The organism is Rhodococcus ruitaii (genome assembly GCF_055230935.1).
In genome coordinates, this window is the sequence record NZ_JBUYWC010000008.1 from 207,965 (window position 1) to 227,398 (window position 19,434).

At 64.8% G+C, this 19,434-nt stretch carries 19 protein-coding genes and 2 pseudogenes; 10 read left to right on the forward strand and 11 right to left on the reverse strand.

The window, feature by feature from the left end:
- Positions 1–58: 58 nt before the first annotated feature.
- Both ACZI8W_RS12365 and ACZI8W_RS12370 read left to right on the forward strand, forming a co-directional pair.
- Positions 59–1,117, forward strand: a complete 1,059-nt coding sequence (locus tag ACZI8W_RS12365) for an ABC transporter substrate-binding protein (protein ID WP_463368781.1) — start codon at positions 59–61, stop codon at positions 1,115–1,117.
- Positions 1,101–2,198, forward strand: a complete 1,098-nt coding sequence (locus ACZI8W_RS12370) for an HtaA domain-containing protein (RefSeq protein ID WP_463368782.1) — start codon at positions 1,101–1,103, stop codon at positions 2,196–2,198. Before ACZI8W_RS12365 ends, ACZI8W_RS12370 begins: the two co-directional genes overlap by 17 nt.
- A 236-nt stretch (positions 2,199–2,434) precedes the next feature.
- Here ACZI8W_RS12370 and ACZI8W_RS12375 read toward each other — a convergent pair whose 3' ends face one another.
- Entirely contained in the window at positions 2,435–3,025 is a 591-nt protein-coding gene (locus ACZI8W_RS12375) for a TetR/AcrR family transcriptional regulator (protein ID WP_463368783.1), read from the reverse strand.
- Between the two features lie 55 nt (positions 3,026–3,080).
- On the opposite strand from ACZI8W_RS12375, the gene ACZI8W_RS12380 reads away from it, so the two are divergent.
- Positions 3,081–4,097: a hypothetical protein gene (locus ACZI8W_RS12380; protein ID WP_463368784.1), complete on the forward strand. Its 1,017-nt coding sequence runs from the start codon at positions 3,081–3,083 to the stop codon at positions 4,095–4,097.
- A gap of 70 nt (positions 4,098–4,167) precedes the next feature.
- On the opposite strand, the gene nrdF is transcribed toward ACZI8W_RS12380, so the two are convergent.
- The 7 genes and pseudogenes from nrdF to ACZI8W_RS12415 all read right to left on the reverse strand — a co-directional run bounded on the left by nrdF (position 4,168) and on the right by ACZI8W_RS12415 (position 11,311).
- Positions 4,168–5,142 carry a class 1b ribonucleoside-diphosphate reductase subunit beta gene (gene nrdF, locus ACZI8W_RS12385; RefSeq protein WP_463368785.1) on the reverse strand — a complete coding sequence of 325 codons (975 nt, stop codon included), beginning with the start codon at positions 5,140–5,142 and terminating at the stop codon, positions 4,168–4,170.
- A gap of 533 nt (positions 5,143–5,675) precedes the next feature.
- Positions 5,676–8,423: an LAGLIDADG family homing endonuclease gene (locus ACZI8W_RS12390; RefSeq protein WP_463368877.1), complete on the reverse strand. Its 2,748-nt coding sequence runs from the start codon at positions 8,421–8,423 to the stop codon at positions 5,676–5,678.
- A 54-nt stretch (positions 8,424–8,477) separates the two neighbouring features.
- Positions 8,478–8,993, reverse strand: a pseudogene (locus tag ACZI8W_RS12395) (ribonucleotide reductase N-terminal alpha domain-containing protein); the annotation flags it as partial.
- Positions 8,994–9,090: 97 nt separating this feature from the next.
- Positions 9,091–9,543, reverse strand: a complete 453-nt coding sequence (gene nrdI, locus ACZI8W_RS12400; RefSeq protein WP_463368786.1) for a class Ib ribonucleoside-diphosphate reductase assembly flavoprotein NrdI — start codon at positions 9,541–9,543, stop codon at positions 9,091–9,093.
- Between the two features lie 79 nt (positions 9,544–9,622).
- Positions 9,623–9,853 (reverse strand): redoxin NrdH, encoded by a 231-nt coding sequence (locus ACZI8W_RS12405; RefSeq protein WP_463368787.1) that lies wholly within the window; start codon positions 9,851–9,853, stop codon positions 9,623–9,625.
- 289 nt (positions 9,854–10,142) lie between these two features.
- Positions 10,143–10,553, reverse strand: a pseudogene (locus ACZI8W_RS12410) (molybdopterin cofactor-binding domain-containing protein); the annotation flags it as partial.
- 194 nt (positions 10,554–10,747) lie between these two features.
- The gene (locus ACZI8W_RS12415; protein ID WP_463368788.1) at positions 10,748–11,311 is read right to left on the reverse strand and encodes an NAD(P)H-dependent oxidoreductase; all 564 of its coding nucleotides are present in this window, start codon (positions 11,309–11,311) and stop codon (positions 10,748–10,750) included.
- 91 nt (positions 11,312–11,402) lie between these two features.
- Between ACZI8W_RS12415 and ACZI8W_RS12420 the strand changes: the two genes are divergently transcribed.
- The 3 genes from ACZI8W_RS12420 to ACZI8W_RS12430 are packed head-to-tail and all read left to right on the forward strand — an operon-like array spanning position 11,403 to position 13,691.
- Positions 11,403–12,005, forward strand: a complete 603-nt coding sequence (locus ACZI8W_RS12420; RefSeq protein ID WP_463368789.1) for a TetR/AcrR family transcriptional regulator — start codon at positions 11,403–11,405, stop codon at positions 12,003–12,005.
- 21 nt (positions 12,006–12,026) lie between these two features.
- Positions 12,027–12,851, forward strand: coding sequence for a Fe2+-enterobactin ABC transporter substrate-binding protein (gene fepB / locus ACZI8W_RS12425; RefSeq protein ID WP_463368878.1), 825 nt, complete (start codon positions 12,027–12,029; stop codon positions 12,849–12,851).
- A gap of 45 nt (positions 12,852–12,896) precedes the next feature.
- Positions 12,897–13,691: an META domain-containing protein gene (locus ACZI8W_RS12430; RefSeq protein WP_463368790.1), complete on the forward strand. Its 795-nt coding sequence runs from the start codon at positions 12,897–12,899 to the stop codon at positions 13,689–13,691.
- Between the two features lie 15 nt (positions 13,692–13,706).
- Here ACZI8W_RS12430 and ACZI8W_RS12435 read toward each other — a convergent pair whose 3' ends face one another.
- Positions 13,707–14,255 (reverse strand): nucleosidase, encoded by a 549-nt coding sequence (locus tag ACZI8W_RS12435; RefSeq protein WP_463368791.1) that lies wholly within the window; start codon positions 14,253–14,255, stop codon positions 13,707–13,709.
- 164 nt (positions 14,256–14,419) lie between these two features.
- On the opposite strand from ACZI8W_RS12435, the gene nadE reads away from it, so the two are divergent.
- Positions 14,420–15,259, forward strand: coding sequence for an NAD(+) synthase (nadE, locus tag ACZI8W_RS12440; RefSeq protein WP_463368792.1), 840 nt, complete (start codon positions 14,420–14,422; stop codon positions 15,257–15,259).
- A 3-nt stretch (positions 15,260–15,262) separates the two neighbouring features.
- On the opposite strand, the gene ACZI8W_RS12445 is transcribed toward nadE, so the two are convergent.
- Both ACZI8W_RS12445 and moaA read right to left on the reverse strand, forming a co-directional pair.
- Positions 15,263–15,538, reverse strand: coding sequence for a MoaD/ThiS family protein (locus ACZI8W_RS12445; RefSeq protein ID WP_463368793.1), 276 nt, complete (start codon positions 15,536–15,538; stop codon positions 15,263–15,265).
- Positions 15,531–16,589 (reverse strand): GTP 3',8-cyclase MoaA, encoded by a 1,059-nt coding sequence (moaA, locus tag ACZI8W_RS12450; RefSeq protein ID WP_463368794.1) that lies wholly within the window; start codon positions 16,587–16,589, stop codon positions 15,531–15,533. The genes ACZI8W_RS12445 and moaA overlap by 8 nt, the downstream gene beginning before the upstream one ends.
- Positions 16,590–16,678: 89 nt before the next feature.
- On the opposite strand from moaA, the gene ACZI8W_RS12455 reads away from it, so the two are divergent.
- The 3 genes from ACZI8W_RS12455 to ACZI8W_RS12465 are packed head-to-tail and all read left to right on the forward strand — an operon-like array spanning position 16,679 to position 19,279.
- Positions 16,679–17,872 carry a molybdopterin molybdotransferase MoeA gene (locus ACZI8W_RS12455; protein ID WP_463368795.1) on the forward strand — a complete coding sequence of 398 codons (1,194 nt, stop codon included), beginning with the start codon at positions 16,679–16,681 and terminating at the stop codon, positions 17,870–17,872.
- Positions 17,869–18,870, forward strand: coding sequence for a bifunctional molybdenum cofactor biosynthesis protein MoaC/MoaB (gene moaCB, locus ACZI8W_RS12460; RefSeq protein ID WP_463368796.1), 1,002 nt, complete (start codon positions 17,869–17,871; stop codon positions 18,868–18,870). Before ACZI8W_RS12455 ends, moaCB begins: the two co-directional genes overlap by 4 nt.
- Positions 18,863–19,279 (forward strand): molybdenum cofactor biosynthesis protein MoaE, encoded by a 417-nt coding sequence (locus ACZI8W_RS12465; RefSeq protein ID WP_463368797.1) that lies wholly within the window; start codon positions 18,863–18,865, stop codon positions 19,277–19,279. The genes moaCB and ACZI8W_RS12465 overlap by 8 nt, the downstream gene beginning before the upstream one ends.
- Positions 19,280–19,434 lie beyond the last annotated feature (155 nt).

Here is a 19,434-nt window from a genome sequence, read left to right on the forward strand (position 1 = left end):
GATCGCCGGGGCAGATCTGCACACGCAGTAGCCAGACTCGTCCTCTCTACAGGAAGTGGTGGAATTGCCCGCGCACCGTGTCCGCATCGTCGCACTCGCCGCCGCTACGGCCGCTCTCACACTCGCCGGCTGTTCCGCTCCGGCCGACGACCCGGCCTCCGAGATCGTGCGCACCACCACCAGCATCGCGGGCGCTGCGGTGGTCGGCATCGAACGCGACACGACGACCGCATGCGCGCTGCCGACACCGACCGACCCCGGCCTGCCCGCCGACCGCACACACGGTGTCATCCACACGGCGGGTGTGTCCGAGGTCCCGAACGATCCGCAGCGGATCGTCGTCCTCGACGCCGCTTCACTCGACGCCGTGTGTGCGTTGGGACTGTGGGAACGCGTCGTCGGCGTGGGCATCCCCCCGGACGAGCGCCCCGAGTATCTCGGCACGGGTGTCACGGAGATCCCCGCGATCGGTTCGCCCGACTCCCCCGATCTCGCTGCGGTCGAGCAGGCACAACCGGATCTCATCGTCGGCGCGTCGGCCGACACTGGACTCTACGAATCCCTGTCGTCCGTTGCACCGACCGTCGTTGTCGGGTCCGACCAGGTGTTCTGGCGGCAGCAATTCCAGCGCGTCGGCGAGTCGCTGGGCCGGTCCGAGGCGGCACGCAGAGTGCTCGAGGAGTACTCCGTCGCGGCGAGCGAACTCGGGCGGGAACTCACCTCCTCGCAGACGCAGGCATCACTCGTGCGGTTCACCGGAGACGGACCGACCATCGACGGCACCGCCTCGTTCGCCGGCCAGGTCCTCGCCGACCTCGGGGCCGAGCGGCCCGCTCCGCAGCGATTCGGGGTCGAGGACGGCCGCGCATTCCGACCGCTCGACACCGAGGATCCCACCGCAGCCGACGGGGATGTGATCCTCGTCCGATTCGATGGACAAGAGGGCCTCGATCAGGGTACCGAGTACATGAAGCGGGACGAGTGGCTCGATCTCGGTGCTGTCACCGACAACCGTCTGTTCTCCGTCTCCGACGACGTGTGGTCCACGCCCGGCCCGGTCGCGGCCCGTGCAGTACTGACAGATCTGAGGCACTCACTCAATGGCTATTCGAACTGACACCGCTGCAGGTATCCGCCGGATCGGCATCGTTCTCGCGGGCGCACTCGCACTGGGCACACTGGTCGTCGCGCCGGCAACCGCCCAGCCTGTCGTCCAACCGGCCATCGAGGTGTTCGCTTCCGACGGTGTGACTCCGCTCGGCGACACTCCCGTCCACGAAGGCGATACGGTGGTCGTCCGCGGTACCGGGTTCGACCCCGACGCCAACCGCTCCGGCGGACTGCCACTGCCGGTGCCGCCCGGTGTGCCGCACGGCACCTTCGTCTCGTTCGGCGGCTTTGCCGAGCACTGGCGGCCATCCGAGAACGCCCCCACCGAGAACCGCGCCACGGTCCGTTCCACGAACGCGTGGGTGCTGTCGGAACGCGCTTTGAACCAGGTTCCGGATCGTCCGTTCGACCTTCGCCGCACCGTGCGGCAGCAGTGGGTGCCGCTCGCCGACGACGGCTCGTTTTCGGCAACGATCACCATCGACGCGCCCGAGACCGTTCCCGACGACGCCCGGTACGGCATTTACACCTTCGGGGCGGCCGATGCGGTCAACGCCGCGCAGGAACTCTCGGTGCCGGTGAACTTCGACTCCTCCCCCGGCCCGAACGCTCCGGTGGCACCGTCCGAGGGTCTTGTGTGGGGCTTCGCGCCCGGATTCAGCGATCTCGTCACGGGCACCGCACAGGGCTCGGTCGTCGGCAGCGACGGGGCCTCGGTCCGCGACGACGGGACGATGACATTCGAGCTCTCCGAGGCACGGGTCGATTCGGATACCGGGCTCGGACGTATCGAATACCACGGCACGGTGGTGTCGTTCACACGCTTCCATCTGCTCGAAATCGCGCTCGCGAATCCGTGGATCGAGTTCACCGCCGACGGCACCTACCTCTCCGCGGAGTCCTCCACCGGCGATCAGGTGGGGGCCGACTCGATGAACCGCATCACGCTCGCCCGGCTCGATACACCCGCCGAGGGCGGGCGCACCGAGTGGAGCAATGTACCGGCCCGGTTCTCGGTGCCGTTGCAGCCCACCGTGCTGCTGCCGTACTCCGGTCAGGCTGCCTCCCCGGTGTCGTTCCACTTCTGAAGTGTCGGGATAGGTACACGCCCATCCCCGAATTCGTCATCTGGACGTATCCTTCGCGATGCGCGCGACCGGCGGATTCGCCCGAGTCACTGATGACGAGAACCTCGAGGTGTGGTGCTTTACTCCGGGTTCACTGCCGGATCCGTTGACCGCAACGTCGGCCCTGAGACTGGGGAAGGCACTCACAGGGCGACCGGAAGCGTGGTCCCATCATCCTGGGGATGCCTAGAGAAACGTCACGGGGCCAGGAACCTGCGCGTGAGATCGACCAATACTTCGGCCTCGACGTTCGCGCTCCTGGGTGCTTCGGCGATCCGGGCCGCGAATCCGTCCACGAGGGCCCGTACCCACGCAGCGACCTGGTCGGCCGTGAGGTCGGTACGGATCGTTCCCGCTTCCTGAGCCAACTCGACCCATGGAATGAGCATGCGGTGGGCTGTAGATTGCTCGTCCCCGAGCACCCGCGCAATCTTGGGCTCCCCCACCAGGGAACCCACAACTCGTACGAACCCCGCCGTGCGCGGATCGCACAGGCCGGCGGCTTCGTGCTCGACGTAGGCGAGCAGCACTCCCCGTGCATCGCACTCGGGGGTCTGTCTCTCGAAGAACTCTATTGTCTCCCTGTGCCCGAGCTCGAGAATGCCCAGGAGCACGTCGGATTTCGTCGGGAAATAGTGGAAGAACGTTCCGGAACCGATGCCGGCAACGCGGCAGATGGATGCCACCGTACAGCGCTCGTATCCGTGCTCGGCGAAGCATGTCAGCGCCGCATCGATGATATGCAGTTCGCGACTGCGGCGCCGCTCCTGATCTACCGGCCTTGGCATTTCGCCATCATACCGTTAATGGATTCGCGAATCCATTAACTGCTACCCTCCCCACATGCGCCTGAAAACTCTGTCGCTGCGAGAACGAATCATTCCGATTTTCGCCGTCCTCTTGGGTGCTCCGATCTGCGCGGAATATCTGCAGGCGTACCTGTCTTCCACCGGCGATGTCGTGGTCATGGCGACCTCCCTTCTCATCCTCGGTCCGCTGTACGGCGGTGCAGCCCTCCTCATCCGAGAGGTAGCAGTTCGCTTCGACCTCGGGTGGATGGGGATCACGTTGTTAGCAGCAGCATTCGGTGTGGCGATGCCGGGAATCATCGATCTTGCGCTCTTCGCCGAGCACCGGGCCGACTTCGTGTTCTGGGATGACATGCGCGAAGCCACCTTCATCAATCCTCTGGGGATCACCGCCTTCAATGCGGTCGCGTGGGTTGGCGGACATGTACTGATGAGTATCGGCGCCCCGCTGGCGATCCTGGGTGCCCTCGCTCCGCAACATCGCGGACGACCCCTTCTCGGGCGCTGGGCCATCGGGATTCTCTCCGGCCTATGGGTAGTTGCCGCGCTCGTCATCCGCGACGATGCCGAGAACATGTACGGATACAGCCCGACTGTGACTCAATCGGTCGTTGTCCTTGCAGTGGTCGCCATCCTGGCAGCCTCAGCGTTCACTCGCATCGGCCGTGCCGGCCCCTCGTCCGGGCGGGTGCAGGTGTCGCCCTATCTCGTACTCATCTCGGGAGCGGTGGCCATGTTCTCCTTCGATGTCTTGCCCTGGACGTGGGCGGGGACGGCAATTGCTGTGCTCCTGCTCGCAGTGACAGCGGGGGTTCTCCGGACCATCGGGAGGTTCCGATCGTGGGGCTCTGCTGAAATCGGCACATTGGCCGCCGGCGCGCTGATCGGCCGCACGCTCATCGGCTTCTTGGCTCCTGTGCCCCAAGGCGTCAGCATTGCGGCCAAATTCGGTCAGAACATCGCGCTACTCTCCTGCGTTGCGCTACTCGCGTGGGTAGTTCTTCGGCGAACCCGGCCGGAGCGCGCACACCACGCCGAAGCTGGTAGGTGAGGCAGAAAACGCTGCTGCCCGTGCGTGTTTCTGGTAGCGGCTGCTACCAGAAACACGCACGGGCTCAGGGTCAGAAGTCCCAGTCCTCGTCTTCGGTGACGACGGCCTTGCCGATCACGTACGAGCTACCCGACCCCGAGAAGAAGTCGTGGTTCTCATCGGCGTTCGGCGACAGTGCCGACAGAATCGCCGGGTTCACGTCGGCCTCGTCCTTCGGGAACAGCGCTTCGTAGCCCAGGTTCATCAGGGCCTTGTTGGCGTTGTACCGCAAGAACTTCTTGACGTCCTCGGTGAGACCGACCTCGTCGTACAGATCCGAGGTGTAGTGGGTTTCGTTGTCGTACAGTTCGAGCAGCAGATCGAAGACCCAGTCCTTGATGTCGTCCCGCTCGGCCTGAGTGACCTGCTCGAGTCCCTTCTGGAACTTGTATCCGATGTAGTAGCCGTGCACCGCCTCGTCGCGGATGATCAGCCGGATCACGTCGGCAGTGTTGGTGAGCTTCGCCCGCGACGACCAGTACATCGGCAGGTAGAAGCCCGAGTAGAACAGGAACGACTCGAGCAGTGTCGAGGCGGCCTTGCGCTTGAGCGGATCGTCACCCTGGTAGTACTCGAGAATGATCTGCGCCTTGCGCTGCAGATTCTCGTTCTCCTCCGACCAGCGGAACGCGTCGTCGATCTGGCGTGTCGAGCACAGCGTCGAAAAGATCTGCGAGTAGCTCTTGGCGTGCACCGACTCCATGAACGCGATGTTCGTCAGCACCGCTTCCTCGTGCGGCGTGACCGCATCGGGGATCAGCGACACGGCACCGACGGTGCCCTGGATGGTGTCGAGCAGGGTCAGCCCGGTGAACACCCGCATGGTGAGTTGCTGCTCGTACTCGGTGAGGGTGCCCCACGACGGGATGTCGTTGGATACGGGCACCTTCTCCGGCAGCCAGAAGTTACCCGTGAGGCGATCCCACACCTCGGCGTCTTTGTCGTCGGGGACGCGGTTCCAGTTGATCGCCGACACCCGGTCGATCAGTTTGATCTTCTGGCTCATGGCAGCTGTCGCTTTCTTTCACTCATCATCTGTTCGAGTTGCATCTTCGATGCAGTACTGGCACGTGTCCTTCACGACACCCTTGTTGGTGTGGTAGCGCGCGTGGGCACTACGCCTACTCAATGGCATCGGCCGCGCATCGGAGTGGCTACGCCCGTAGAACGGAGCGTGCTTACCGAACCGACTGACTCCCGGCCTCCCCGTGGACCTGACTCGAGCGGCCTCCCGCATCTCGTCGGTCCAGACGACGCCGGTGGGGCCGAGGCCGCCGTCCGATTCGGCGAGACCTCCACCCAGTCGAGAGTGTCGACGACGACTTCCGCTCGATCCTGGTTGCGCAGCCAGTCGTAGAATGGCGTCTTCCACTCTCCGGCAGCAATTTTGAGATTCCGGCGCAAGCGGATTTCGGCAGTTTTCGTCGTGAGGCCGAGGTAACGGTAGTCATATGACGACCGCAAGCGCACCCCGTAGATCACTCCACCTGTCGCCGTCGTCACGGTTAACTCCCTGGGTTCAGAGGTAAGTGCTCGGAATTACAGAGTGCAGGCGACGCAGCCCTCCACCTCGGTCCCTTCCAGCGCAAGCTGCCGCAGGCGGATGTAATACAGCGTTTTGATTCCCTTCCGCCATGCGTAGATCTGCGCCTTGTTCACGTCGCGCGTGGTGACGGTGTCCTTGAAGAACAGCGTCAGCGACAGACCTTGGTCGACGTGCTGTGTCGCGGCGGCGTAGGTGTCGATGATCTTCTCGTAGCCGATTTCGTACGCGTCCTGGTAGTAGTCCAGGTTGTCGTTGGTCAGGTACGGCGCGGGATAGTAGACCCGGCCGATCTTGCCTTCCTTGCGGATCTCGACCTTGGACGCCACCGGGTGGATGGAACTGGTGGAGTTGTTGATGTAGGAGATCGACCCGGTCGGCGGGACCGCCTGCAGGTTCTGGTTGTAGATGCCGTGCTCACGCACCGACGCCTTCAACTCGCGCCAGTCGTTCTGGGTGGGGATGACCACACCGGCGTCGGCGAACAGTGCCCGGACGCGGTCGGTCTCCGGCTCCCAGGCCTGCTCGGTGTACTTGTCGAAGAACTCACCCGAGGCGTACTTCGACTCCGGGAACCCACTGAAATGGCTGCCGCGTTCGATGGCAATCCGGTTCGATGCCCGCAGCGCATGGAACAGAACGGTGTAGAAGTAGATGTTCGTGAAGTCGATACCCTCTGCCGAACCGTAGAAGATGCGCTCACGAGCGAGATACCCGTGCAGGTTCATCTGGCCGAGGCCGATGGCGTGGGATTCGTTGTTGCCCTTCTCGATCGACGGCACCGACGCAATGCTTGTCTGATCGGACACCGCGGTCAGGCCGCGGACCGCCACCTCGATCGTCTGCGCGAAGTCCGGGGAGTCCATGGCCTTAGCGATGTTGAGCGAACCCAGGTTGCACGAGATGTCCTTGCCCACATGACTGTAGGACAGATCCTCGTTGAATTCCGACGGTGTAGAGACCTGGAGGATCTCGGAGCAGTTTCCGGTTGCGATTCCCGAGAAAACCACCGAATGACCATTCTCGACGGTGACATCGTAGACGTCTTCGATGCCGTCCGGTTCGATCGTCAAGACCGTCGCCCGGTGCTTGTGCGTTGCATAGACCGGACGAATAGGCTCGGTGTACCGCGCCTCCCAGCCTGCGCGCTGCGTGGTCGACCACTCGAGCAGTGCGTAGAGTGCGTCACGATCCGCACGGTTGGTCGCCCGTAGCGTCCAATTGGGGCTCTGATTGTACTCCCTGTGACCGCCTCTGCCATCCGGCAACATCGCGCGACTCGATGCCTTGCGATTGGCGTAGACGCGGGTGAAGATGCCGAAGTTGAGCAGCATGCGCTGTACATCGACGAGCAGCTTTCGATCGATCGATCCGAGTTCGATCGAAAGTACACCGGCCGACGTGGAACCTGTGATGCACGCATCCATCTGGAACAGTCCACTCAGGTACGCTCGCTGCGTCTCGCGATCTCCACGGAGCACGAATTCCGGCACATCGGTCTTGGTCCGCTGAGTGACACCCCGCTCGGCGAGTACCTTGGCCAGCGGAGCCGACTGCAACTGCATGCGACCGTAGGCCGTGGATTCGACGAATGTCGGAGTGAGGGTCGCCTGCCTCTCGATCAACTCGACCCGTCCGGCCAGCACCTTGGCGATCGCGTCCTCGAGCGCGTTACCGAACTCGGCTTTGGGCCCGTGGAGATAAAGACGAGCCGAGTGCGAGCGCCCCTCCGCCTGCTCGACGATAGTCCCGTCTGCAGCGAGAACCCCTGCAATATACGCGAGTTCGGAGTTGGACTCCACACCGAAAGCCCCTTCGCCGGACTGAACCAGAATCCGATCGCCGGGCTCGAGTTCTATCAGCGGAATCTTGACCAACTCGCCGTCACGGTCGACATACATCTTGTGCCACTCGGTGGCGCGCAATTCGAAGCCCTCTGCCGTGACGACTTTGAAGATGTCGGCAGCCTCGGCGGTCTTGAACATGCGCGTGGACGGCTCCACCGCAATACCCGGAGTCGCGAGATCCATATCGCGCGCCCGCTTGTCCACGACGACATCGAAATCTTCCTGGGACTCATACAGGTCCACCACCCGACGGTAGCCGTTCGCCGTGAGAATCTCAGTGTCGCCGGTGACGCACAGGTTCGAGTGGGTGATCTTACCCGCGATGGGATTCGCCCGGTTCACGGTGTCCTCGAACATCACATACGGGTAGCCCGACTCGAACTGCAGTTCCGCGACCGTCTGGAAGAATTCGCGCGCCTTGATCTTCGACTTGCGGATGCGTTTGTCGTCGACCATCTCGTAGTACTTCTCGGTGACGTCGATGTCGGCGAACGGCTTGCCGTAGACACGCTCGACGTCGTACGGCGAGAAGAGGTACATGTCCTCGTTCTTCTTTGCCAGCTCGAACGTGATGTCGGGGATCACGACACCGAGCGAGAGCGTCTTGATGCGGATCTTCTCGTCGGCGTTCTCCCGCTTGGTGTCGAGGAAGCGGTAGATGTCGGGGTGATGCGCATGCAGGTACACCGCACCGGCACCCTGACGGGCCCCGAGCTGGTTGGCGTACGAGAACGAGTCCTCGAGCAGCTTCATGATCGGGATGACACCGGACGACTGATTCTCGATCTTCTTGATCGGGGCGCCATGTTCACGAATATTGCTGAGTAGCAAAGCAACTCCGCCACCACGCTTGGACAACTGCAGCGCCGAGTTGATCGAGCGACCGATCGACTCCATGCTGTCCTCGATGCGCAAGAGGAAACAACTCACCGGCTCACCGCGCTGCTTCTTGCCGGAGTTCAGGAACGTCGGGGTCGCAGGCTGGAATCGTCCGGAGATGATCTCGTCGACGAGGTGCCGGGCGAGGATCTCGTCGCCATCCGCGAGGGTCAGGGCGACCATGCACACACGGTCCTCGAAGCGCTCGAGATACCGCTTGCCGTCGAACGTCTTGAGCGTGTACGAGGTGTAGTACTTGAACGCCCCGAGAAACGTCGGAAAGCGGAACTTCTTCGAATACGCCTGGTCGAAAAGCGATTTGACGAAGACTCGCGAGTACTTGTCGAGCACCTCCGGTTCGTAGTACTTCTCCTCGACGAGGTAGTCGAGCTTCTCGTCGATGTTGTGGAAGAAGACGGTGTTCTGGTTCACATGCTGCAGGAAGTACTGGCGCGCCGCGGCCACGTCCTTGTCGAACTGGATTTCACCATTGGGGCCGTACAGGTTCAACATCGCGTTGAGTGCGTGATAGTCGAGCGATTCGTCTGCCGCGGCACTCGTCGTCCGAGCGGGATCGGTAATGGTCACAGTGCTGCCCCTACATATCGAAAGGTATGAAAATCAGCCGCGCGGCCGACTGGCGCGCGGTACTCGTAGACGGCGGACCGAAGACCCGCCTGTGCATTCATGCCGTCCGGAGGTTCTGCCCCCAGAATTGCGTGAGACCATCTCGGACACGCTCGACGTCGTCGGCCGTGCCCATCAGTTCGAACCGATACAGGTACGGCACCTTGCACTTTCGCGAGACGATGTCGCCCGCGAAACAGAACGATTCACCGAAGTTGGTGTTTCCTGCCGCGATCACCCCGCGGATCAGGCTTCGGTTGCGCCGGTTGTTCAAGAAGCGGATCACCTGCTTGGGCACGAAATTCGTGTCGCGGCCGGTGATGGTGGTGCCGCCCCCGTATGTGGGCAAGATCAGCACATACGGATCGTGGACCTCGAACACGCCCTCACGGTCGTGCAGCGGGATCCTGGTAGCCGGAAGCCTGAGCTTCTGCACGAACCTGTGGGTGTTCTCGGATGCGCTCGAGAAGTACACCAGAGACGTCCCCGGGGTAGACCCCTGCGAGGTCATCGGTACTCACCAACTTTTCGGTCGATTACGAAAGGCTGCCCGTCGTACAGTGCCTGCCGTTGCAGTGATCCGTGCGGGATCAGGCAGCGACCGCGAGCGCCTTGATGCGGTCGGGACGGAAACCCGACCAGTGGTCTTCGCCCGCCACAACGACGGGAGCCTGGAGGTAACCCAGGGCCATCACGTAGTCGCGGGCTTCGGGGTCCTCGGAGATATCGACGACCGAGTACTCGATTCCGGCCTTGTCGAGGGCTCGATAGGTGGCGTTGCACTGGACGCAGGCAGGCTTGGTGTAGACGGTGATGTTCATAGGATTCCCCTCTTCAACACGGCCGCGACGGGCCGGACGACTGACTGCTGCGCGATGCTCGAATACCCACCGAACTCGCGTGAATCTCACTTCCCCGAGAGATTCATGCCGTATGGGCTTCCAACGGTCTCGACACTACACCTTGTGCCCGACAGATACATAGAACCCAGGATGTTGTGACTTACATGCATGATATTCCCAGGTCGCCCTCGTGATTCTGCCGGCCCCGCGGGGTGACTCGGCGTGTCGTGCACCAGTGTGACGCACCCCACCGACAAGGACGGTCGAGTGAGCGGAAATAGGCGTCGTGGACGATTCCGGTGATGTCGCCGTCCCGTGTCGCGGCGATACGCACGTGCGACACAGTGGGGCCCGGTGCCCGACGTAAGCGAACATGCCCTGCCGCGACACCGCGAATTTCACGGCGACCCCGGGGAGCGTCAGCGCGGCCATCGCCGCAAGCACGTCGTGGGCGTGCAGGGCTCCTTCGGAGCCGAATCCGCCACCGATGTACGGAGCGATGACCCGAATCCGGGAGCTCGAGTCCGAGCACGGGGGCGAGCGCCTTCACCACGCCGTGCGGGTGTTGCGTCGAGTCGTACGTCGTCAAGGTGTCATCGGCCCAACGGGCGACGACGGTGTGTGACTCGAGCGGATTGTTGTGTTCTTCGGGTGTGGAATACCACTGGTCCACCGGACGATTTCCCGGGAACCCTTTGTCAGCTATGGGCCGGCTGACGTCGGTCGGCATGCCCTGGTCGGGAACCCTCATTCATCCGCTGCATCGGCCTGTGGTCCAACAGTCTTGTGATCCAACAGTCTTGTGGTCCAACAGGGCCGAGAATGATCGCGTAGCCGGACCCCTTCCCGACCCGCGATCATTCGCGTTGGCCGTCAGGCGTGCTCGAGCACCTCGGTTGCAGCGACGAGAGTCTCGACGACCGCTGCGATCTGCTGGGCGGTTTCACCGTGGTCCTTCGCGTGTGCCCCGGCGAACTTGCCGAAAGTCTCACCGACGGCCAGCGAGGCACCCTCGACGACGGTGCCGCCCGCGATGCCGGTGGCCTTGACCGTGTCGTCGAGCGCCCATTTCGCGGCGTTTGCACTCGGCGACTGACTGATGACAGCGACCGGCTTGCCACGCAAGGCACCCGCGCCGTATGGACGCGATGTCCAGTCGATGGCGTTCTTGAGGACGGCGCTGGTTGTCCCGTTGTATTCCGGAGTGACGAGCAGGACTGCGTCCACTTCCGCGACAGCGTCACGCAGTGCGACGGCAGCAGCGGGGACGTTCTCGCCGTCGAGGTCCTCGTTGTAGAACGGAATGTCGGCAAGTCCGTCGTAGACGGTGACCTCGACGCCATTCGGGGCGACTGCGGCAGCGGTCTCGGCGAGCTGACGGGAGACGGCACCGGTGCGCAGGCTACCGGTGAGTGCGATTACGCGGGTCTGGGTCATGATGCGTCCTTCAGCGTGCGGAGTAATTGACTACGCAATCATAAGCGGACCGCGGTCCAATTGTGTAGTCGACCCGTTAAAGTGTGACGTTGTGAACAAGCCACTGCCTCGCGCCGACTCCGACGACGCCGAGCGGTGCGACGCCGCCCGCAACCGCAGACGTCTGCTCGACGCGGCCGCGCTGCTCGTCTCCGAGCACGGCGCCGACCGTGTGTCCATGGACGCCGTGGCGGGGCGCGCGGGAGTCGGCAAGGGCACAGTATTCCGACGCTTCGGATCCCGTGCAGGACTGATGGCAGCACTTCTCGACCACAGCGAACGCGAGTTCCAACAGGCGTTCCTGTATGGTCCGCCACCGCTGGGCCCTGGTGCGCCTGCCCTCGAACGGCTCATCGCCTTCGGACGGGCCCGCATTGATCTCGTCGAAATCCAAGGTGAGGTATTGCGCGCGGTCGAGGCGGGGGTCGACACCCGGTACTCCGTGCCCGCGCGGCAGGTCTCGCTCGTCCATGTCGAATCGCTGCTCCGTGAAATGGACGTCGACGGCGACACCCGACTCCTCTCAGAGTCCCTGCTGGCATCCCTCGAGGCGACGCTGGTGCTGCACCTGTGGCGCGACGCGGGGTATTCGCTGCGTCGACTGGGCGACAACTGGGCCGATCTGTCCCGGCGTGTCGTCGGTCACCACCCGTAGCAACGCCACGCACACCAGCATCTGCGGAGATCTGATGTCGGGTATCGAGCAGCCCTCACCGGCACACTGCTCGCCCTCGATGCGCCGCTATACGGCACCGCTGCACAGCCTCCGAGCACCGTGACCAATGAGGACGGTCTGTTCACACAGTGGGCCGACGTCGCAACCGAGCGTGACGTAGAGGTCCTCTACCAGGGCGAGCCGAGCCTCGAGGCGATCACCGCCGCGACACCGGACCTCATCGTCGTCTCGTCCAGCGGAGCGGATTCCACGATCGATCAGGTCGAGCTGCTCTCCCAGATCGCACCCACCCTCGTCTACGACTACTCGGACAAGTCGTGGCAGGACCTGACCACGCAGATGGCCGAGGCGGTCGGCGCCGAGGAACGCGCAGCCGAACTTCTCGAAGAATTCGACAGCAGGGTCGACGAGGCGAAGGGCACGATCGAACCTGCCCTCGCCGGAGACAACACGGTGAGCATCCTCACCTACAATTCGCCAGAGGATTCCCGGATCTTCACCGACGAGTCCGCTCAGGGCCGCCTCGCGACGCGGCTGGGCTTCGAGATCGCGGCGGTTCCCGAGACAGCAGGAGCGGCCGCTGCCGGACGCTCGGACATCATCGCCGTGGCAACCGAGAACCTGCCGCTGGCTCTGACCGGCGGAACCACGTTCATCATCAACGCCCTGCCAGAGGACGCCGACCGCTTGAAGGCCGATCCGACGCTGGCCAACACGAAGTCGGTCCAGAACGACTCTGTCTACGCGCTGGGCTACGACAGCTTCCGCCTCGACTACTACAGTGCGAACAACGTTGTCGACCGCATCATCGACGCGCTCGGCTGATCCCGCATGAACCCGAGGGCACAACACTCCACGTAGCGTGGGCGGATGACTCGTATCCTCGGTGTCCTCGCACTGTGTTCCGTGGCAGTCGGTGTCTCCGCATGCAGTACCAGCCCACCCGACCCCTCCGGGACTGGCTCGATCGATGACCTCACCGGTCGCACCTTCCTCTCCACCGAGGTCACAGGCGCTCCCATTCCGGGAGAGGGGCCGCTGACGGTCGAGTTCCCCGAACCCGGGCGGATCGCCGCCACCGCCGGCTGCAACCAATTCACCGGAGCCGTCGATCTCGCTGACGACACGCTGACTGCGCCGAGCCTGGCGAGCACGATGATGGCGTGTCCTCCGCCGCGCGATGGCGCGGACCAGTGGTTGAGCACTCTGTTCGAGTCCTCCCCCCGGTGGCGACTCGACGGTGACGTTCTCACGCTCACCGGCGGCGACACCACCGTCACTCTCGGCGACAAGAAAGTCGTCGAGCCCGACCGACCGGTCACGGGCACCGAATGGACGGTCACCACGCTACGCACCCCGGATGCCGTCATCTCCTCGCTCGCGCTCGAGTCTGCAGCACCGACACTCACGATCGCCGATGACGGCACCGTCAGCGGCAACGCCGGATGCAATCGGTTCTCCGGCCCCGCGGAGGTGGGTGAGGGAACCATCACGTTCGGTGCTCTGGCGACCACGACGATCGCGTGCAGCGACCCGGAGACCACCGACATCGAACACCACATTCTTGCGGTTCTGGCCGGGGAGACCACCTACTCCGTGGACAGCTCCACGATGATCATCACCGCCGCCGACGGGATGAACGGCGTGGGTCTCACCGCCCGCTGACCGGCTCCATCGGCGTCAGTACCGATCAGTGAGCCATCGTGCGAGCGCCCGCGCACTCGCGTCGACCCGATCGGGCCAGTCCATCGCCGACTCATCAGCGTTGTCGCTGACGTGCTTGACCAACCGGCACCGCGCACCCATGTGCGCCGCGGCATGAGCGATCGCGTAGCCCTCCATGTCGACGAGGTCGGCACGCGCCGCAAGTGCGGCGCGGACCTCGGCGTCCGAGACGAACGCGTCGCCGGTGGCGAGAACGGTTCCGTCGCCGGCGTCGAGTGCCAGGGTGTCGCGGGCGGGGTACCCCAGGCTCCGCAGGACCTCCCCGCTGAAATCATGGTTGATCACCGTCGACGGTACGAACATGCCGCTGTGCTGGTCGTGGAGGGCGCCAGCGGTCCCGATGTTCACCACCAGGGGCCGTTCGGACACCGCATATCGCGCGAGGGTCGCCGTCACCGCAACTGCCGCGTCGACCTTGCCGATCCCGACGACGAGCACGTCGAACCGATCCGGCACGTGGGCAGCTTCTGCCTTCGTCGCCGACACGACGAGAATGTCCTTCACCCGCTGTCCTTCCGCCTCCGTGTCCCGGTTCGCGTCCGCGGCCCGGTGCAGTACACGACCGTATCCCGCCGGGCGCGGGCCCGCGGAGAGAGAACGGGGTGCGCGTCCGGCCCTGCCACCACGGCATTGTCAATGGTGTCGAATTCCCAGGTTAGAGTTCCCAGATGACGAACCTTCGCGCTCGGATCATCGATGAACTCGGCGTCCGGCCCACCGTTGTTCCCCACGACGAAATCCGCTCTCGGGTACAGTTTCTCGCCGACTACCTTCGGTCGACTCCCGCCAAGGGATTCGTACTCGGCATCAGCGGCGGTCAGGACAGCACGCTGGCTGGCAAGCTGACCCAGCTTGCCGTCGACACGCTGCGTACCGAAGGGCACGACGCCGAATTCGTCGCCGTCCGCCTCCCGTACGGTGAGCAGGCCGACGAACACGATGCGCGGATCGCCCTCGACTTCATCGGGCCCGATCGCGAGTTCCGGGTCAATGTCAAGCCCGGCGCCGACGCGACTGCCGTCGAGGCAGCCCAGGGCATCGGTGAACTCCTCGGACACGGCGCCGCACTCCGCGATTTCGTCCGCGGCAACATCAAAGCCCGCGAGCGAATGGTGCTGCAGTACGCCATCGCGGGCGAGCTCGGTTACCTGGTGGTCGGCACCGACCACGCGGCGGAGGCCGTCACCGGCTTCTTCACGAAATTCGGGGACGGCGGGGTGGACATCACTCCACTCACCGGGTTGACGAAGAGGCAGGGCGCGGCACTCCTCCGTGAGCTCGGGGCACCGGACAGCACGTGGCAGAAGGTTCCGACGGCAGATCTCGAGGACGACCGGCCTGCCCTGCCCGACGAGGTCGCACTCGGCATGACCTACGCCGAGATCGACGACTACCTCGAAGGTGAGGACGTCACAGCGGAGGTGGCAGACAAGATCGAGCGGGTGTTCCTCGCGACGAGGCACAAGCGGACCGTGCCCGTCACTCCGCTCGACACCTGGTGGCGCTGAGAGCTACCCACCGGCGAAGGGTGGCAGCACGTCCACCTTCGCTCCCGCCGGGTGGGTCGGGTCGCGGGTGAGTTCGCCGCCGTCCGGCCCCGGTTCGACGAGATAGGCGGCAACCGACAGGACCCGTTCCATATCGGGCCCGTGTCGCTCGATCAGAGCCGCGCGCAGCGCTGCGAGGTCGGAGCCCACGGCGAGGTCGATCGTCTCCTTCTCACGTCCGGCCGCGTCTGCAGCTGCCGCGAAGTACCGCACCTCGACCCCGGTCACCCGTTCAACCACCGATAGCTCCCATACTGCGCTCCGGCGGAACGAAATCCGCCGCGTCGATGCCGTGTCCGGCCCACTTGTTCCACATCGCGCCGCGCCACAGCGCGGCCAGTTCGTCGTCGGTCGCACCACCGCGCACCGCCGCGCGCAGATCGGTTTCACGATCGCTGAACAGGCACGATCGGACAGTGCCCTCTGCGGTGAGGCGCGTACGGTCGCAGTCCGAGCAGAACGACCGGGTGACCGAGGCAATGATCCCCACGGTCGCCGGACCCCCGTCGACAGACCACCGTTCCGCGGGAGCCGACGGATCCTCACGGGGCTCCTCCGTCAAGGTGAAGTGGGCGCCGAGTACCTCGAGCAGGCGCTGTGCGGTGACCATGTTCGCGCGGGCCCACTCGTGGTCGGCGTCGAGGGGCATCTCTTCGATGAACCGCAGTTCGACGCCCTCATCGAGACACCAGCGCAGCAGGTCTGCGGCGCCATCGAGAGTGTCCGGCATGAGTACCGCGTTGACCTTGACCCTGGTGAACCCGACGGCCTTGGCCGCGCGGATGCCTGCGAGCACCGAATCGAGCCGGTCGCGGCGGGTCAGCCGGGCGAAATGATCACGGTCGACGGTGTCGAGGGAGATGTTCACCCGAGACAGGCCGGCGTCACGCAAGCCCTGTGCCCGGTGGGCGAGTCCGACCGCGTTGCTGGTCAGTGCCAACGGCACGTCGGGGGCAACTCGGCGGCAGCCCGCGATGATGTCTTCGAGGTCGCGTCGCATCAGGGGTTCACCGCCGGTGAACCGCACCTCCCGCACCCCGAGCAGGCCGGTGGCGACCCCCACCAACCGCACGATTTCCGCGGTGTCGAGCAGTTGCTCGCGCGGGATGGCGGGCAGGCCCTGCTCTGGCATGCAGTACGTGCAGCGCAGTGAGCACTTCTCGGTGATGGAGACGCGCAGATCTCGCGCGACGCGGCCGAACCGGTCGAGCAGGTCGGGCACGTGAGGACGGTCGGACACGTCGTCCGTCTCCGCGCGGACGGACGGCATTCCCACATCCACTGCTGTCACAGAACCACCGGCCTCATATCGCCAGTATGCCTATGAAACGCAACCGGGGATACGAATGCCCCGGAAGGGACACCGGTACGGTAGTCGCCATGGCAGGCGGCAGGCGGTCCGTGGAGGAACATGCACAGCACGTAGCGACGCTTTTCGAGCCGCTACGGTCGATATCTCCTGTGCAGGTACCGCTTGCACGCGCACTGGACCGGACACTCGCCGAGCCGGTCCATGCACCGATCTCACTCCCCCCGTTCCGGAACTCACAGATGGATGGTTACGCCGTCGACGCCACGTCGGTGGGCACGGTGCCGGCGACCCTGCCCGTGCAGGCCGTCATCGCCGCCGGCGATGCCGTCTCCACCCTGTCCGCGGGCACCGCCCTCAAGATCATGACGGGCGCCCCGATCCCCGACGGCGCTGATGCGATCGTTCCGATCGAGGACACCGAGACGGACGAGGATGCCGGCACCGTCACCGTGCATCGCACAACCACGCCAGGCACCTATGTACGCGAAGCCGGCAGCGATGTGCACGCCGGTGAACTCCTGCTCCCGGCGGGCACCGTCCTGGCGGCCCGGCACATCTCGGTCCTCGCCGCGGTGGGCCTGACCGACATTCCGGTTCGGGCGCGACCCCGGGTCGCGGTGATCTCCACCGGCAGTGAGCTTGTCACTCCCGGTAAAGACCTCGGGCCCGGGAAGATCTACAACTCGAACGGTCCGGCGCTCGCGGCCAGCGCCGCCGCGAACGGTGCCGAGGTCGTGTCGATCGCACACTGCGATGACGACCCCGAGGAGTTCGCGGCCATGATCGCCCACGCGGTGGCGGTCGCCGACGTGGTCTTCACCTCCGGTGGCGTCTCGAAGGGAGATTTCGAGGTCGTCAAGGACACCCTCGAGCCGCGCGGCGGTAGCTTCGTGTCGGTGGCGATGCAGCCCGGCGGGCCACAGGGAACCGCCATCGTCGACGGCGTACCGATCCTGACGTTCCCGGGTAACCCCGTGAGCGCGCTCGTCTCGTTCGAGGTGTTCGCCCGTCCGTTACTGCGCGACATCGCAGGTCTGCCGGCCATCGCCTCGGGCACACGACCGCTGACCACCGGCGTCACGTCCATCGCGGGCCGTCGTCAGTTCCTACGGGCGTGTCTCGACGGAGACGGTGTGATACCGCTTGCCGGACACGGTTCTCATCTCGTCGCGGGCCTGGCCACCGCCGATGCACTTCTCGACATCGATCCCGACATCACCACCCTCGAATCCGGAGACCTCGTGAAAGTGCTTCCACTGTGAGCGAATTGAGCCACCTCGACGATCAGGGCCGCGCTCGGATGGTCGATGTCTCGACGAAGAACGACACTCATCGAGTCGCTGTCGCTGCCGGCGAGCTGGCGACCACCGCCGAGGTGATCGCACTCGTTCGCGCCGACGACATGCCGAAGGCGGACGTACTGGCCACCGCCCGCATCGCGGGCATCGGCGCCGCCAAGCGTACGTGGGAACTCATTCCCCTGTGCCACCAGCTGGCGCTGTCGACGGTGAAGGTGACCTTCGGTTTCACCGACACCGCGATCACGATCGAAGCGGTCGCGAAGACCACCGGCCCGACCGGTGTCGAGATGGAGGCGCTCACCGCGGTGGCTGTCGCCGGACTCACCCTGCACGACATGGTCAAGGCCGTCGATCCTGCAGCGGTTCTCAACGGAGTACGCCTGGTCTCGAAGGAAGGTGGCAAGCGCGGACGGTGGTTTCGTGACGAGGCCTCCGCGCACGAGGCGTCGACACCAACCGACACACCGGCACTCGACACGGCATCCGCGCGTTCCGCGGTCGTCGTGGTGTCCTCGACCGGTGTGGCCGCGGGCACGCGCGACGACAAGACCGGCCCGGTCATCGAACAGTGGCTCACCGAACGCGGCTTCTCGGTGCGAGGCCCGCTGATCTACGCCGACGCGCAGATCAGCGCTGGCCTGGCCGACGCTCTCACCGGCAGTCCCGCCCTGGTCATCACCACCGGCGGTACCGGAGCGTCGCCCACAGACGGGACACCCGAGGCCACCCTCGGAGTCCTCGACCGTGAGCTGCCCGGCGTCGCCGATTCGATTCGGCGGCGCGGGCTCGACGTCACCCCGCACGCGGTGCTCTCCCGCGGCGTCGCCGGTCTGGCCGGGTTCACCGTCGTGGTGAACCTGCCCGGATCACCGGGCGGCGTCCAGGACGGACTCGCCGCACTCGACCCGATCCTCGATCATCTGTTGGCGCAAGTGTCCGGAGGCGGAGCCCATGAGTGACCTGCTGGCAAGAATTTCGTCGGAGCCGTTGGATCCTGCCGCGGTGGACGCCGCGGTTGCCGGACCCGAGCACGGCGCAGTGGTGGTGTTCACCGGTGCGGTGCGTAACCACGACGGCGGCCAGGCGGTGACGGCGCTCGAGTACAGGTCGCATCCGGACGCCGAGGCATTCCTGCGACGGGTCTGCGAGGAGGTGGCCGCAGAATCCGGTCTTCCGGTCGCTGCGGTCCACCGGGTGGGCGAACTCACCATCGGCGATCTCGCGATCGTCACGGCAGTCGCCGCACCGCATCGAGCAGAGGCCTTCGCGACGTGCGCCGAACTCGTCGAACGCATCAAACATGAAGTGCCCATTTGGAAACGGCAGCAGTTCGCCGACGGCATCTCCGAGTGGGTCGGGGTCTGCTGACCGCCCCTTCCCTTCCGAACGAACGAATCGTTCGTCTCGTCAGACCGATCGAAGGATCCATTCGTTCTGAAGCGGGAGCAGGATTCGGCGACGGGTGAGGTAGTCTGATCCGGTTCGGGTGTCACGACGACACCCACCGTCGTGGGATACCGGCG